Origin of the sequence: Bacillus sp. CH30_1T, assembly GCF_008364765.1 — a bacterium.
GTDB lineage: Bacteria > Bacillota > Bacilli > Bacillales > Bacillaceae_B > Rossellomorea.
Genome location: NZ_VTUY01000002.1, coordinates 448154 through 463912, shown reverse-complemented (window position 1 = coordinate 463912; position 15759 = coordinate 448154). Strand labels below are relative to the sequence as shown.

13 protein-coding genes and 1 rRNA gene are annotated in these 15759 nt (G+C 39.7%); 5 read left to right on the top strand and 9 right to left on the bottom strand.

Annotated elements, in window-relative coordinates:
- The 9 genes from F0342_RS05385 to dnaA form a co-directional block, all read right to left on the bottom strand.
- Window positions 1-187, bottom strand: a 16S ribosomal RNA gene (locus F0342_RS05385); the annotation flags it as partial.
- 351 nt (window positions 188-538) lie between these two features.
- Complete coding sequence (locus F0342_RS05380; RefSeq protein WP_149154959.1) at window positions 539-1624, bottom strand: HD-GYP domain-containing protein; 1086 nt, start codon at window positions 1622-1624, stop codon at window positions 539-541.
- A 135-nt stretch (window positions 1625-1759) separates the two neighbouring features.
- Window positions 1760-4303, bottom strand: coding sequence for a DNA gyrase subunit A (gyrA, locus tag F0342_RS05375; RefSeq protein WP_149154958.1), 2544 nt, complete (start codon window positions 4301-4303; stop codon window positions 1760-1762).
- 108 nt (window positions 4304-4411) lie between these two features.
- A complete protein-coding gene (gene gyrB / locus F0342_RS05370; RefSeq protein ID WP_149154990.1) occupies window positions 4412-6328 on the bottom strand; it encodes a DNA topoisomerase (ATP-hydrolyzing) subunit B in 1917 nt (638 codons plus the stop codon).
- A gap of 48 nt (window positions 6329-6376) precedes the next feature.
- Window positions 6377-6631, bottom strand: coding sequence for an extracellular matrix regulator RemB (gene remB, locus F0342_RS05365; RefSeq protein ID WP_113969423.1), 255 nt, complete (start codon window positions 6629-6631; stop codon window positions 6377-6379).
- 9 nt (window positions 6632-6640) lie between these two features.
- The gene (gene recF, locus F0342_RS05360) at window positions 6641-7759 is read right to left on the bottom strand and encodes a DNA replication/repair protein RecF (protein WP_149154957.1); all 1119 of its coding nucleotides are present in this window, start codon (window positions 7757-7759) and stop codon (window positions 6641-6643) included.
- Window positions 7760-7776: 17 nt separating this feature from the next.
- Window positions 7777-7995 carry a S4 domain-containing protein YaaA gene (yaaA, locus tag F0342_RS05355; protein WP_149154956.1) on the bottom strand — a complete coding sequence of 73 codons (219 nt, stop codon included), beginning with the start codon at window positions 7993-7995 and terminating at the stop codon, window positions 7777-7779.
- A gap of 410 nt (window positions 7996-8405) precedes the next feature.
- Window positions 8406-9542 carry a DNA polymerase III subunit beta gene (gene dnaN / locus F0342_RS05350; protein ID WP_149154955.1) on the bottom strand — a complete coding sequence of 379 codons (1137 nt, stop codon included), beginning with the start codon at window positions 9540-9542 and terminating at the stop codon, window positions 8406-8408.
- A gap of 206 nt (window positions 9543-9748) precedes the next feature.
- Entirely contained in the window at window positions 9749-11095 is a 1347-nt protein-coding gene (gene dnaA, locus F0342_RS05345) for a chromosomal replication initiator protein DnaA (RefSeq protein ID WP_149154954.1), read from the bottom strand.
- A 744-nt stretch (window positions 11096-11839) separates the two neighbouring features.
- On the opposite strand from dnaA, the gene rpmH reads away from it, so the two are divergent.
- The 5 genes from rpmH (at window position 11840) to mnmE (ending at window position 15715) form a co-directional block, all read left to right on the top strand.
- Window positions 11840-11974 carry a 50S ribosomal protein L34 gene (gene rpmH / locus F0342_RS05340; protein WP_034764748.1) on the top strand — a complete coding sequence of 45 codons (135 nt, stop codon included), beginning with the start codon at window positions 11840-11842 and terminating at the stop codon, window positions 11972-11974.
- Between the two features lie 165 nt (window positions 11975-12139).
- Window positions 12140-12514: a ribonuclease P protein component gene (gene rnpA / locus F0342_RS05335; protein ID WP_149154953.1), complete on the top strand. Its 375-nt coding sequence runs from the start codon at window positions 12140-12142 to the stop codon at window positions 12512-12514.
- A 134-nt stretch (window positions 12515-12648) separates the two neighbouring features.
- A complete protein-coding gene (spoIIIJ, locus tag F0342_RS05330; RefSeq protein WP_149154952.1) occupies window positions 12649-13437 on the top strand; it encodes a YidC family membrane integrase SpoIIIJ in 789 nt (262 codons plus the stop codon).
- The gene (jag, locus tag F0342_RS05325; RefSeq protein WP_149154951.1) at window positions 13434-14051 is read left to right on the top strand and encodes an RNA-binding cell elongation regulator Jag/EloR; all 618 of its coding nucleotides are present in this window, start codon (window positions 13434-13436) and stop codon (window positions 14049-14051) included. Before spoIIIJ ends, jag begins: the two co-directional genes overlap by 4 nt.
- Before the next feature lie 278 nt (window positions 14052-14329).
- On the top strand, window positions 14330-15715 hold the full coding sequence (gene mnmE, locus F0342_RS05320) for a tRNA uridine-5-carboxymethylaminomethyl(34) synthesis GTPase MnmE (protein WP_149154950.1): 1386 nt from the start codon (window positions 14330-14332) through the stop codon (window positions 15713-15715).
- The last annotated feature ends 44 nt before the right edge of the window (window positions 15716-15759 follow it).

The window sequence follows — 15759 nt, the reverse complement described above, 5'->3', positions numbered from 1 at the left end:
GAAATGAGTTATCCGGTATTAGCCCCGGTTTCCCGGAGTTATCCCAGTCTTACAGGCAGGTTACCCACGTGTTACTCACCCGTCCGCCGCTGACTGATGGGAGCAAGCTCCCATCAGTCCGCTCGACTTGCATGTATTAGGCACGCCGCCAGCGTTCGTCCTGAGCCAGGATCAAACTCTCCGATAAAAGTTTGAATAGCTCTTTAAAAATAAATCTAGAATTAACGTTGACGTATTGTCTTGTTTTGTTCAGTTTTCAAGGTTCAATGTGTAAGTGCTTCGTTTGAAGCGACCTTTATAATATATCATTTGCTGTCGTTACCGTCAAGGTATTTTCATTATTTTAGAAAAGTTTTTTCTTAAACAGTTATGTAATGCCTTTCGGACAACAAATAATATTATACATACTATTAGACAGGTTGGCAAGAGGTAAATCTAAATAAATAAACCAAAGATTAGTTACCTAACCTGAGGTTTACTTAATACGCTGCTATAACTGATCTTAAGAAGTTTCATTCATAATAAACATACTTGATTTCTAAGCAAAAACTTCTGATATATAAATCTCTTTTTGCTGAGACAGGTCTACGAGTTCTTCCGTTTTGTTTATTTTTACGATGGGCTTTGTATATGCGTTTGGCTTGGTATACATGACTTCTCCGTACTGGCCGGTTGATAGCCTTACTGAAGTTCCTGTCCTTAGATCTCCCAATAATTGAAGAAGACCATTAACGACTTTAATATCGAATTTACCAAATAAATCTTCACTGATCATATCCAGTACCTTAAAAAAAGGTTGCTTGCTTCTATATATTCTTTCTGATGTCATGGCATGAAAGACATCGGCGATTCCAACTATCTGAGAGTAAAGATGAATACGATTATTTTTCTCGGATGACGGGTAGCCGGTACCATCAAATCGTTCATGATGTTGAAAGATTGCCAGTTTTGTTTCCGTTTTTAACAATGGAGTGTCTTTAACCATTTTATATCCGTTGGCTGTATGGAGCTTTACTTCTTTAAATTCACTCTCTGTTAAAGGCTGTTCTTTAGTTAATATGTGTGGACTAACCTTGGCCATTCCACAGTCTGCCAGGACACCCGCTAAAGCCAGCTGGTTCACCTGACCAGGGTTCAAGCCTAACTTCTTTCCTAACATGGCACTTATGATCCCCACTGAAATCGCATGGTGAAAAAGATAATCTTTTTTCGTGCAATATTGATGAAGGGAATACACATATGTATAGTTCTCTTGAACCGTTTGGATCACCGGTAGCATTAACTCCCTCACCCTTGCCACATTTACAGACGTTCCTGATTGCCAGTTCATGAATTCTTTCTTAAATTCCTTGATCGTCATTAAATAGAGATCGATGAATCCCACTGGCTCATTGATTATTTCTTCCTCTACCATTTCCTTATCAATAGAGACGGGAGATCTAAAGGGACGTCCATCCGCTTTTGTTTTCTCTATTATGAGCTCTGTTATATGGAATGCTTGAAGTATAGTTAAATGTTCTTCTTCTATTATTGTATTCTTTGGAATAATGGGGTTAGCTGCCATTCCCATTATATCTTCTGCTACGATGCATCCCAATTGTATCTCTCCACGATGTACCTTCAACTATGAACACCTCACTTATCACCTTTTCTTCTAGTTTATTTTACCAAATTTAACAGGTTATAGTTATTTTTTCACAAAAAAATAAGCTGTTTCCAGTATGAGAGTTTCATTACTGAAAACAGCTTAGCCGTTCATTTATTCTTCTGTATCTTCACTTACATCTTCTACATCTTCAGAAGAAGTTTGATCTTCGCTATCTGGTTGTTCCATTCCTTCAGAAGTTTCAACTGGTGCTTCCGTTTCTTCTTCATCTTCTTTTTCAACCTTGGCAACGGTTGAAACAAATTCGCTTTCTTGAAGACGGATCAGTTTAACTCCTTGAGTGTTACGGCCTGTAGTGGAAATATCATTCACATCCATACGGATTAGGACACCATGTGCCGTGATGATCATTAAGTCTTCCTCACCTGTAACGGCTTTAACAGAGACCAGCTCTCCGTTACGTTCTGTTACATTACATGTTTTTAAGCCTTTACCGCCACGTGTTTGAACTCTATATTCACTGGCAGGAGTACGTTTACCGTAACCATTTACCGTTACAACTAAGACATCGCTCTTCTCTTCCAGAATTTCCATTCCTACAACAATGTCATCATCGCTCAGGTTAATTCCTTTTACCCCGGTAGCTGTTCTTCCCATTGAACGAACATCTGTTTCAGGGAAACGAATGAGCATACCTTTTTTCGTTCCGATGATCATATCTTTCTCTCCATCGGTCAGTTTGACGGAAATGAGCTCATCGTTTTCTCGAAGGTTAATGGCGATCAGACCGTTCGTACGGATGTTGGCGAAATCTGATACTGGCGTACGTTTTGAGATTCCTTGCTTTGTAGTAAAGAATAAGTACCAGTCGTCCACGAATTCTTCCACTCGAATCATGGCGTTGATCCACTCATCTTTTTCTACCCCAAGCAGGTTGATGATTGGAAGTCCTTTAGCAGTCCGGCTGAATTCAGGAATTTCATATCCTTTCGCGCGGTATGCTTTTCCTTTGTTTGTAAAGAATAGAATCGTATCATGAGTTGACGTTGTCAGTAAGTGTTCAACAAAGTCTTCATCATTGGTACCCATTCCCTGGATTCCTCTTCCTCCACGCTTTTGACTGCGGTAGGTTGAGACAGGCAGACGCTTGATGTATCCGTTATGAGTAAGAGATACAACAATGTTTTCTCTTGGAATTAAGTCTTCATCTTCAATATTCTCAATTCCACCCGCTACGATTTCTGATCTTCTTTCATCATTGAAGCGTTCTTTGATTTCGATAAGCTCTTCACGAATGATTTCGAGAACTTTTTCATCATCTGCTAAGATCGCTTTCAATTCTGCAATCTGCTTCAATAGTTCTTGATACTCGTCTTCAATTTTCTCTCGTTCTAAACCGGTTAAACGTTGAAGACGCATATCCAGGATCGCTTGGGCTTGTTTGTCAGAAAGGGAGAAGTTCTCCATCAAGCCTTGTTTCGCAAGTTCCGTAGTTTGAGAGCCACGGATAAGGGTAATGATTTCATCAATATGATCTAAGGCGATACGCAGTCCTTCTAAAATATGAGCTCTTGCTTCAGCTTTGCGTAATTCGAATTCCGTTCTACGACGAATGACGACGCGTTGATGTTGTAAGTAATGATATAGGCACTCTTTTAAATTCAATACCTTTGGCTGGCCATCAACAAGCGCCAAAAGGTTGATACCAAAGCTTGTTTGAAGGGCCGTTTGCTTGTAGAGATTATTAAGCAAGACGTTCGCGTTCGCATCTTTTCTTACTTCAATCACGATTCGCATACCATTACGGTCCGATTCATCACGTAAATCTGTGATGCCATCAATCTTCTTATCACGAACAAGATCGGCAATTTTCTCGATCAGTCTCGCTTTATTTACTTGATAAGGAATTTGATGAACAATAATCGTTTCTTTTCCATTGCTTTTTTGTTCAATTTCCACACGGGCACGCATTGTGATGGAACCTTTACCTGTTTCATAGGCACGACGGATCCCGCTTCTTCCTACAATTAGCCCGGCGGTAGGGAAATCAGGTCCAAAGATGAATTCCATCAGCTCTTGAATCGTAATGTCGGGATCTTTACTTAACGCAAGGATTCCATCGATGACTTCTCCAAGATTATGAGGTGGAATGTTCGTTGCCATCCCTACAGCGATACCTGAAGAACCGTTTACTAACAGGTTAGGGAAACGGGCAGGTAACACTTCCGGCTCTCTCTCAGTACCATCATAGTTATCTTTATAATCAATTGTATCTTTATTAATATCACGAATAAGTTCCATAGAGATTTTGGACATACGTGCTTCTGTGTAACGCATGGCCGCCGCTGCGTCTCCATCAACGGAACCGAAGTTACCATGGCCGTCCACAAGCATATAACGATAGTTGAAATCCTGTGCCATACGTACCATTGTGTCATAAACAGCTGAGTCACCGTGGGGATGATACTTACCGATTACTTCACCGACGATACGGGCTGATTTCTTATATGCTTTGTCAGCTGTCATCCCCAGGTCATTCATCGCATACAAAATACGGCGATGGACAGGTTTCAGGCCATCACGGGCATCCGGTAGGGCACGGGAAACGATAACACTCATCGCATAATCCAGGAAAGACGAGCGCATTTCACTACTAATATTAATCTCTTTAACATTCGATTTTGGTGTTTCTGCCATAGTAAAAGGGACCTCCTTTTAAAGAAAGATTTATACCTTTCTCATTCTTTACCTTGTCCGCTATGTAAAAGACAGGATAGCACATGGTCTATCCTGTACTATTTTATTTTAGATATCCAAATTCTTAACGTAAGCTGCATTTTCTTCGATGAAGTTACGTCTCGGCTCTACTTTGTCACCCATCAGGATATCAAAGGTTTCGTCTGCCTCGATCGCATCTTGGAGACTTACTTGCAGCAGGGTTCTTGATTCCGGATCCATTGTCGTTTCCCATAGTTGTTCAGGGTTCATCTCTCCAAGACCTTTGTAACGCTGGATTCCAGGTTTAGGCGTCGGTGAGATTTCTGCAAGTATGCGATCCAGTTCTTTATCATTGTAGGCATACTCGATTTTCTTCCCTTGTTGTATTTTGTACAAAGGTGGTTGAGCGATGTAGATGTAGCCTGCTTCAATGATGTTTCTCATGTAGCGATAGAAGAACGTCAACAATAGCGTACGAATATGGGCGCCATCGACGTCGGCATCGGTCATGATCACGATTTTATGGTATCTCGCTTTAGCCAGGTTGAAGTCTTCACCAATCCCTGTCCCAAGAGCTGTAATAATCGCACGAACCTCGTTATTTGAAAGGATCTTATCCAGACGTGCCTTCTCTACGTTAATGATTTTACCACGTAGGGGAAGGATGGCTTGGAAGTGACGATCACGGCCTTGTTTAGCAGATCCGCCGGCTGAGTCACCCTCAACCACATAGATCTCACTGATGCTTGGGTCTTTAGAAGAACAGTCTGCTAATTTACCAGGTAAACTGGAGATTTCCAGGGCACTCTTACGACGGGTAAGCTCCCTTGCCTTTTTCGCAGCCAGTCGGGCCCGTGCAGCCATTAGTCCTTTTTCTACCACTTTTCGAGCGACAACCGGGTTTTCAAGTAAGAACGTTTCCAGATGCTCTGAGAAAAGAGAATCGGTGATGGTTCTTGCTTCTGAGTTCCCTAGTTTTGTTTTTGTCTGACCTTCGAACTGAGGATCAGGATGTTTGATCGAGATGATGGCTGTTAAGCCTTCACGAACATCTTCCCCTGAAAGATTCGCATCGCTCTCTTTAAACACATTATTTTTTCGGGCATAGTCGTTAATGACCCTCGTTAAAGCCGTTTTAAATCCGGACTCATGGGTTCCACCTTCATGAGTATGGATGTTATTGGCGAAGGAATAAAGATTGCTTGCGAAGCCATCATTATATTGTAGGGCGATTTCAATCGTAATCTCGTCTTTCTCGCCTTCAATGTAAATCGGTTCTTCATGGATGACTTCTTTTGAACGATTAAGATGTTCAACGTAGGACTTAATTCCACCTTCATAATGGTAGTCTCTTCGTTTCCCTTCTCCACGCTTATCTTCAATGCTGATTTGGATTCCTCTGTTTAAGAAAGCCAGTTCGCGAATACGATTTGCAAGTGTGTCATATTCGTATTCTGTCGTTTCAGTAAAGATTTCAGGATCTGGAGTGAAGTGAATGATCGTTCCCGTTTTTTCCGTTTCTCCGATCACCTTAAGATCGAAGCTTGGAACACCTTTTTCGAATTTTTGATAATAGATGTTTCCATCACGATGAACATGGACTTCAAGTTCTGTGGAAAGAGCATTTACTACTGATGCCCCAACTCCGTGGAGACCTCCGGATACTTTATATCCACCGCCGCCGAACTTACCTCCGGCGTGAAGGACTGTCATGATTACCTCAACGGCAGGACGACCCATTTTCTCATGAATACCTACAGGGATACCACGTCCATTATCTGTAACAGTAATACTGTTATCCTCTTCGATGATGACTTCGATTTCATTACAGTAACCGGCTAACGCTTCATCGATACTGTTATCAACAATTTCCCACACCAAATGATGCAAACCTCTTCCGCTTGTTGATCCAATATACATACCAGGTCTTTTACGAACGGCCTCTAATCCTTCTAAAACCTGAATCTGATTTTCATCATAGGATTGACCTTGCTTTTGTTCCATAGCCATACTGATTCACCTACACTTTCTAACCTTCAGGGCTTTATATTTCTATAATAAATTCTCATAGTTTGAGTATTTCTTTGATCGTTTCTTTAACGTACTTGATGCAAGTGGTGAAAGATACAACTGATTAGACGTGATTACAAGAGATTTATATGAACCCTTTGCAAGATTACAAAGGTTTTTATCTTTCGTTTTTAAAAAGTGTTGAATTTCTTCTGAAAACTGAACGGTGTCTCGATCAATAATAGCGATGATTTCATCTGTACGTACCATGACATCTTCTCCAACATGTATGTACAAGGTAACACCTCATTTCAATCTTTTCATTGATCCGGCTTCCACTTCAAAAGTAGTCGCTTCGTTTAAGGTTTGATGATCAATCCCATCCACGTTTGTCGTCGTGACAAAGGTTTGAACTTTTCCCTGAATGGTATTTAATAAATGTGACTGTCGATAATCATCTAATTCCGACAAGACATCATCAAGAAGTAAGATGGGATATTCTTTAATTTCAGAATGAATCAGCTCAATTTCTGCGAGCTTCACAGAGAGGGCTGTTGTCCGTTGCTGCCCCTGCGATCCGAATGTTTGAACATCTCGTCCATTCACAATAAATTGAAGATCGTCCCGATGCGGCCCGACCAGGGTCACACCACGATCAATTTCCCGTTCGCGGATACCATCAAATTTCTGCTCATATATATCTACCATTTTTGACCATTCTTGATTATCTGATACATCCAAAGACGGTTTATATACGATTTCTAAGGTTTCTAAGTTCCTTGAAATCCCGGAATGAATTGGTTTTGCCCAACTTTCTAACAGCTGAACGAACTCAAACCGCTTCTTCGTGATTTTCACAGCCATCTCTATGAACTGTTCCGTCAAGACATCCAGCATGGTCTGGTCTTTTTGTTTTCTCGTTTGTAATTGTTTCAGATAATGGTTCCGTTGCTGTAATATTTTTTGATAAAGGCTGATATCATGTAAATAAACAGGAGAAACCTGACCGATTTCCATATCAATAAAACGACGCCTTACTTGAGGGCTCCCTTTTACTAAATGGAGATCTTCAGGCGCAAACATGACAACATTCATATTGCCGACATATTGACTTAATTTAGATTGCTCAAGGTGATTACTTTTCGCTTTTTTTCCCTTTTTCGAGAGGATAAGCTCTAATGGTAACGCACCGTTATATTTCTGAATCCTACCTTTTATTTTAGCATATTCCTCGTCCCAACGGATTAAATCTTTATCATTTGAGGTCCGGTGGGATTTAGCCATTGCCAGTACATAGATAGACTCCATAATATTCGTCTTTCCTTGAGCATTCTCTCCAAGAATTACGTTCACCTTATTTTCGAAACTCACGTCGATTGACTCGTAATTTCGATAGTTTCTTAATTCTAATTGTTCAATGTACATGGAAATAACACCCTTTATTATTCTCCAGCAACCACAAATACTCCTATTTCGGGAATTTCAATTGTGTCACCAATTGTGAGTTTTCTGCCTCTTCTTTGGTCTTGTTCGCCGTTTATGTATACTTCATATTCACTTAAGAACCACTTCGCCATCCCGCCGGACTGAATTACTTCAGCTAGCTTCAGGAATTGTCCCAATGTGATGATTTCCGTTTCAATGGTGATCTCTTTCGCCACTAAAATCACTACTTTCCGTATAAAGTCTCTAATATCTTATTTTACTCTAAATGGAGATAAGTCACAACTCATGAAAAATGGACAAGTGCTTCAAGGGCATCCAAAAGTATTAATTACGAAAATTTTTATTTTGGTGACCTAATTTTCAGGCAGGTTACAATAATGGATATCCCTATAATTACCAAAATCACTATAGGGGCTATTTTCTACGAGTGAGCAGCAGTTGATTTCCGCGGAAAGCGAAGCGGTTCGCCTCACCATCCAGCACACACTTATTGACAGAGCCTAAGCAGAGCATATGTTAAAAAACATTAACCTTTGCGGAAATAGCCTTCTAATAAAATCTAAAGTGAAAAAAACCAATTAAAAAAGCCAACACCTGATTTCCAAGGTGTTGGCTTTTTGGTTTATTAGTACGTTCTTACTGGAAGAATCAATTGAAGAATTGAATCATCGTGAAGTGGTTTCAATACGAACGGTCTCATGGCTCCGGTGAAGTTCACATAGATTTCTGTTCCTTCAATGGCTTTTAATGCGTCCATCATATATTTTGCACTAAAGGAAATCTTCAGTTCTTCTCCTTCAATGGATTGACTTTGCACCTGTTCGATTACTTTTCCGATCTCCGGTGTATTAGACGAAACTTCAATCATGCCGCCATCCAGAGTTGAAAGTTTCACTACGTTGTTTCTTCCTTCTCTGGCAAGTAGTGACGCACGGTCTATAGCTTGTAAAAATTCTTTCGTATTCAGCGTTAGTTCTGTCTTTGTATCAGAAGGAATCAATCGACTGGTGTCAGGATAATTCCCTTCTAATAATCTCGAGAAGAATAATAGGTGTTTCGCTTTGAACAGTACTTGATTTTCAGTGATCACGATTTCAACAGGCTCTTCTGTATCATCAAGGATTTTATTCAGCTCGTTTAAGCTTTTCCCTGGAATCACAATATTGTATGAAGCATCATGATTGGTTTCAATCGGTGCCTTTCTCATCGCAAGTCGGTGACTATCTGTTGCAATACAGCTCAGCTCCCCATTTTCAATCTGACAGTTTACACCTGTCAAGATGGGGCGTGTTTCTGAGGTGGACACTGCGAATACGGTTTGTCTGATCATTGTTTTCAGGAGATCCGTCGAAACTTTGATCCCATTCCCTTCTTCAATCTGAGGAAGGTGTGGGTACTCTTCTGGATCTAATCCGTTTAAATTAAATTCTGCCTGTCCTGAACGAATAACGGTTTGAAAATGATTTTGCACTTCAATTTCCACCGTATCTTTAGGTAATTTCTTAACGATTTCACTGAAGAACTTAGCCTGAAGAACAATCCCTCCAATTTCCATGATGTCAACAATTTCTGAACCTTCTTCTTCATTTGGAATAAAGGACTCAATTGAAATGTCTGAATCACTGCCTGTTAATGTTACACCATCTTCCGTAGCGATGATCTTTATCCCTGTAAGAATGGGAATCGTTGTTCTTGACGTTACAGCCTTCATGACATCCTGGACACTTTGGACAAGATAGTCCCTTTGAATAACAAATTTCATGATTTATTCCTCCAATTTGCACATAATTTTATGGACTGAATCATATACTAATAATTTATTTAAAAAATAGTAATAGAAGTAGTAGGGCCTGTTGATATGTGGATAAGTGTGTGAATTCAACGTAAACACAGCCTATCCACATGTGGACAGACTGTGTGCTAGTTTGTCTTAGTTATTCACATTATCCAGTTTTTTTGTGTGTAAGATTAACTCTTTAAAGACTCACGAATTTCTTTCAATTGCTGCTGAAGAAGAGCATCTGCTCCCAGTAATGTACTGATCTTCTCATGAGCATGAATGACGGTGGTGTGATCGCGGCCGCCGAACTCTTCCCCGATCTTTGGGAGTGAAGAATCCGTCATTTCCCTGGATAGATACATAGCGATCTGTCGGGGAAACGCGATGGACTTTGTTCGTTTCTTCGCTTTAAAGTCTTCCAGCTTCACATTGAAGTGCTCACCAACGACCCGTTGAATTTCCTGGATGGTAATAACCCGTGGTTTTGAGCTTGGAATGATATCTTTCAAAGCTTCTGCCGCCAGATCAGCATTAATATCTTTATTTATAAGAGAAGAGTACGCAACAACACGGATTAAAGCGCCCTCTAACTCACGAATGTTTGAATCGATTTGATTAGCTATATAAAGCATGGCTTCATTTGGAATGTCCAATCCTTCAGCCTTGGCTTTTTTTCTTAAAATGGCAATTCTCGTCTCGAGATCTGGCGGTGTTATGTCTGTAATAAGACCCCATTCAAATCGAGAGCGGAGTCTGTCTTCGAGTGTCGGAATTTCTTTCGGAGGCCGATCACTGGAAATGACAATCTGCTTACTTTCTTCATGTAAGGTATTAAAAGTATGGAAAAATTCCTCTTGCGTTTGTTCTTTTCCTGCTAAAAATTGAATGTCATCTATTAATAAAACATCAACATTTCGATACTTATTGCGGAAATCGACTGCTTTATTGTCACGAATGGAGTTAATGAATTCGTTCGTGAATTTCTCAGAGGATAGATAAACTACTTTAGCAGCAGGATTATGCTCCAGTACATAATGTCCGATAGCATGCATTAAGTGAGTTTTTCCAAGTCCTACTCCACCATAAATAAACAAGGGATTATAGGCTTTTGCAGGTGCTTCAGCCACAGCTAAAGATGCGGCATGGGCGAAACGGTTGCCCGAACCGATAACAAAGGTGTCGAATGTATATTTTGCATTCAGCATATTTTGATTGATATCCTGTTGCTCGTCGTTTTTCATCGACTTCTTTGGCGGTAATTGAATATCAAATTCTTCCGGCTCCTGATTTTGTGGAATGATAAATTTCACGACCAATTCTTCGCCCGTAATATCATACAAAACCCCGGAGATTAATTGAGAGTAGCGTCCTTCCAGCCAATCTCGTGCAAATTCATTTGGAGCTGTAATGACAAGTGTGTCACCTTGAATGGAATGCGCCTTAGTCGATTTTAACCAAGTATCAAAGCTCGGTTTACTTATCTTTTTTTCGATGCTTTCTAAGGCTTTGCTCCAAAGATCCCCGATATTCTCCAATCCTGATCCCTCCTTTTCTCAGTTTGTATAACTTCTGTACAACAATTACATGCTATAAAATCCGTTAACTCTCGCTTTTTTATAAAAATACAAAACAATGAATGTGGAAAATATATATAATAAGGAAAGAAAATGGTTTTTCGACAATATCCACCACTTGTGGACAACGTTTTACAAACCCTCTGAATAAGTTACCCACATGATATCCACATTTTGTGGATAAATCATTTTCGTATACAAAGTTATTAAGAGTGAAAACACAATAATCATATCAAAATATACTTAGGGGTGCAATGCTTTTTAAATTTTATCCACAACCCCTGGCCCTTGTGGAATCATTTTGTCCACAAGCCATAAACTTGTGAAAAAGTTGTCAGTATGTGTTGTGGATAATTTAAAATGGTGTCGAATCCTATCCACAGGTGGGTTTGATAAGGAAATGAAATAAGATTTGTAGAAGGTTAAAGATCAAGAAGAAATTTAGTTAATTGATAAAAGGCGATGTTTTATTTTAAATAAAAACTGCTTGCTCAGTAAGTTGATTGGAGCGGAAATCAACCAGTACTTGCTTGTTGGAAAATATCAACTATGATTACTAATGAGTTACTTCAGAAAATCTATTAATGTAAGAACAGAATCAAAAAGAAAAATAATATGAGTGTTGACTTTTCATGGGTACCGTCTTTATAATAGTGAGGAATGTCTTTAACTTTTATAAAGATATCCTTCAGGGAGGTGTCATAGATGAAAAGAACGTTTCAACCAAATAATCGTAAAAGAAAAAAGAACCACGGTTTCCGTGCACGTATGAGCTCTAAAAACGGACGTAATGTTTTAGCTCGTCGTCGTAGCAAAGGAAGAAAAGTATTATCTGCCTAGACCACTGAACTGACTCAGTGGTCTTTTTTTTCCTTTATCCCAAGTTAAAAGACGATTTGGCTCGTTCGTATTTTGTTTTAAGAGAAAAATTACTTATAATTTCAAATGAATGAGCCAATAATGTCGAGGATACATCAAGACAAAAATGAAAATTAGGTGTGGTCAATGCGGAAAGATCAGAGAGTGAAGAAGAATAAAGAGTTCCAGGAGATATTCAAAAAAGGAACATCCTTTGCAAATCGGCAATTCGTCTTATATCTATTGAAGAAAGAAGAGCCTCAACCATTTCGAATTGGAATCTCCGTAAGTAAGAAAATTGGAAACGCTGTTTGTCGAAACCAAATTAAACGGTATGTCAGACAGGCTTTCTTAGAATTACAAGAAGAAGTAAAAAATCAGTACGATTACTTAATCATCGCCAGAAAACCGGCGGCCGAAATGAATTTCCATGAGGTGAAGGGCAGCCTCACCCATGTTCTGAAAAGAGGAAAAGTGTTGAAAAGATCCTCTAATGGAAAACATGTTAGAAAGAAGTCATAACATTTTACGATATTGACAGGTTTCGTCATCACAAGCCTATGAAAAGATGTTACAATACGAGAGATTGTTCTTTTTAAGTACGGAAGACCTGTTTTACATTAATTTGAAAGATATTAGTAGGGAGGAAATTAAGGGTGAAAAAGAGAATTATAGCCCTGATGGGAATCATTGGGCTAATGGCTATACTATCAGGTTGTACGGAATACAATCAGCCTATAACACCTGAGAGTAGCGGAATATGGAATGAATATATTGTCTATCCTTTATCACAATTAATTACAATGGTAGCTGAGTTCATGAATGGTTCTTATGGATTGGCCATTGTCATTGTTACATTGATTATTCGTTTAGCGATTCTGCCATTAATGATTAAACAAACGAAAAATTCAAAAGCCATGCAGGCTTTGCAACCGGAAATGAAAAAGCTGCGTGAAAAATATAGCTCTAAAGATGCACAAACTCAACAAAAGCTTCAACAAGAGACGATGGCTTTATTCCAAAGTCACGGGGTTAATCCGCTGGCGGGTTGTTTCCCATTGATCGTTCAAATGCCGATTTTAATTGGTTTCTACCATGCGATCGTGAGAACAGAAGAAATTAAAGCTCATAATTTCCTGTGGTTCGATCTTGGTAACCCGGATCCGTACTATATTTTACCTTTAGTAGCAGGTATAACGACGTTTATCCAACAGAAATTAATGATGGCGGGTACAGCGAATCAAAATCCGCAAATGGCGATGATGCTTTACATCATGCCGGTTATGATCATCATTTTTGCGATTAACTTCCCTGCAGCCCTATCCCTTTACTGGGTAGTCGGAAATCTATTTATGATTGTTCAAACGTATTTCATTAAAGGACCTGAAATCAAAGAAGCGCAAACCGCTAAAGCTGGTGGGAATTCGGGAGGAAAGAAAAAGTGAGAGAAGTAGAAGCGACTGGTCAAACGGTGGAAGAAGCCATTGAATCAGCCTTGTCTCAACTGAATATCACCAAAGAAGAAGCAGAGATTGACGTCATTGATCAAGGTAAAAAAGGCTTGTTTGGATTGTTTGGTGGAAGACCTGCTGTCGTTCAAGTCAAAAAAGCGATTGATCCGGTAAATGAAGCAAAAGATTTTCTTCTATCAGTGGCACATGAAATGGGAGTTAATGCTACCATTGAAGTGAAAAGAGATGGAAGAGATGTTGAGTTCAACATTTCCGGTGAAAAAATGGCTCTATTAATAGGAAAAAGAGGACAAACGTTGAATGCCCTTCAACATTTAACTCAACTGATTGCAAATCGGGTTTCCGATCAGTTCATCACCATCCTTTTAGATGCAGAGAACTATCGTGAAAGACGAAAGCAAACATTAACAAACCTGGCTGAACGTTTAGCAGAGAAAGCATTGCGCACACATCGTTCCGTTTCATTAGAACCAATGCCTTCCTATGAACGAAAAGTGATTCACACAGCATTAGTCGATTCGACTATTGTTGATACACACTCAGAAGGCAGAGAACCCAATCGTTACATTGTAATTGCTCCAAAATAAATAAGAGGCGATTCCTTTCAGGGGATCGTCTTTTTTTTGTACCTTCACCCTGTGGATTCTTATTTTCTTCCCGGTTTATTGTTATTCACATGTGGATAAGTTAAAATAATAGAGATGAAGTGTTATCTGTGTGGATAACATTATTTGGTGACGAATAGAGGGTTTCCTTTCTTTAGTATTAAATAGGATTGTGATATTCTAATAATTTGGGGAAACTTTGCTCTCTACTATAATTTAATTATAAATAGATCAACTAAGAAATAAGAGAGGTGAATACAATGGAGTTTGATACAATTGCTGCTATTTCCACTCCGATGGGCGAAGGGGCGATTGCAATCGTGCGTCTAAGCGGTGATCAAGCCTTCGATATCGGTGATAAAGTCTTTAAGGGAATGAAAGGAAACTCTATGAAAGACTTTGCTTCTCATACCATTCATTATGGACATATTATTGATCCGGACACAGAGCAAGTGGTGGAAGAAGTCATGGTTTCTGTGATGAGGGGGCCAAAAACATTCACCCGTGAAGATATAATAGAAATTAATTGCCACGGGGGACTTGTGTCGGTCAATAAAGTATTGCAGCTCGTATTGAAAAATGGAGCCCGCCTTGCAGAGCCGGGAGAATTTACGAAACGGGCATTCTTGAACGGACGAATTGACCTTTCCCAGGCAGAAGCGGTGATGGATCTTATTCGTGCAAAAACCGATCGGGCGATGAATGTAGCCCTTAATCAAATGGAAGGCCGACTTTCCAATTTGATTCGAAAGCTTCGTCAGGAAATTCTTGAAACACTGGCTCATGTAGAAGTGAATATCGATTATCCGGAGTATGATGATGTAGAAGAAATGACGCATAACGTACTGTTGGAGAAATCGAAACATGTCCGGGATGAAATTGACAAATTGGTGCGAACATCGGAGCAGGGTAAAATTCTAAGAGAAGGTCTTTCTACCGTGATTATCGGACGGCCAAATGTAGGGAAGTCATCTCTATTAAACAGTCTTGTTCATGAAAACAAGGCGATTGTAACCGATATCCCCGGAACAACCCGGGATGTGATTGAGGAATACGTGAATGTACGCGGTGTTCCGTTACGTCTGGTCGATACGGCAGGGATTCGTGAAACAGAAGACATCGTCGAACGCATCGGTGTGGAACGTTCACGACAAGTATTAAAAGAAGCAGATTTAATTTTACTCGTGCTCAACTATGCGGACGAATTGACTCCTGAGGATGAACAGCTATTCGAAGCGGTAAGAGGAATGGACGTTATTGTCATCGTGAACAAAACGGATTTGCCTCAGAAGATCGATATAGATAAAGTAAGAAAACTAGCAGAAAATCATCAGCTGGTCACAACGGCTTTACTTGAAGAACAGGGAATCGATGAGTTGGAAGAAGCCATTTCTTCTTTATTCTTTGCGGGTTCCATTGAAGCGGGGGATATGACATATGTGTCCAATAGCCGTCATATCGCTCTACTCAATCAAGCTTCCCTTGCGATTAATGAAGCCATCAATAGCGTAGAAATGGGAACTCCCATCGATATCGCTCAAATTGACTTAACCAGAACGTGGGAGCTTTTAGGTGAAATCATTGGGGATAGCGTTCATGAAAGTCTGATTGATCAGTTGTTTTCTCAATTCTGCTTAGGGAAATAAATACTATTATAATGTGGACTGTAAATTCAAGGTCCTACAAGGAG

Bases quoted from the DNA above. Each gene is read 5' to 3' on its own strand.
- dnaN (WP_149154955.1), bottom strand. From the start codon at position 9,542: ATGAAATTTGTTATTCAAAGGGACTATCTTGTCCAAAGTGTCCAGGAT.
- rpmH (WP_034764748.1), top strand. From the start codon at position 11,840: ATGAAAAGAACGTTTCAACCAAATAATCGTAAAAGAAAAAAGAACCAC.
- gyrA (WP_149154958.1), bottom strand. From the start codon at position 4,303: ATGGCAGAAACACCAAAATCGAATGTTAAAGAGATTAATATTAGTAGT.
- mnmE (WP_149154950.1), top strand. From the start codon at position 14,330: ATGGAGTTTGATACAATTGCTGCTATTTCCACTCCGATGGGCGAAGGG.
- recF (WP_149154957.1), bottom strand. From the start codon at position 7,759: ATGTACATTGAACAATTAGAATTAAGAAACTATCGAAATTACGAGTCA.
- rnpA (WP_149154953.1), top strand. From the start codon at position 12,140: ATGCGGAAAGATCAGAGAGTGAAGAAGAATAAAGAGTTCCAGGAGATA.
- gyrB (WP_149154990.1), bottom strand. From the start codon at position 6,328: ATGGAACAAAAGCAAGGTCAATCCTATGATGAAAATCAGATTCAGGTT.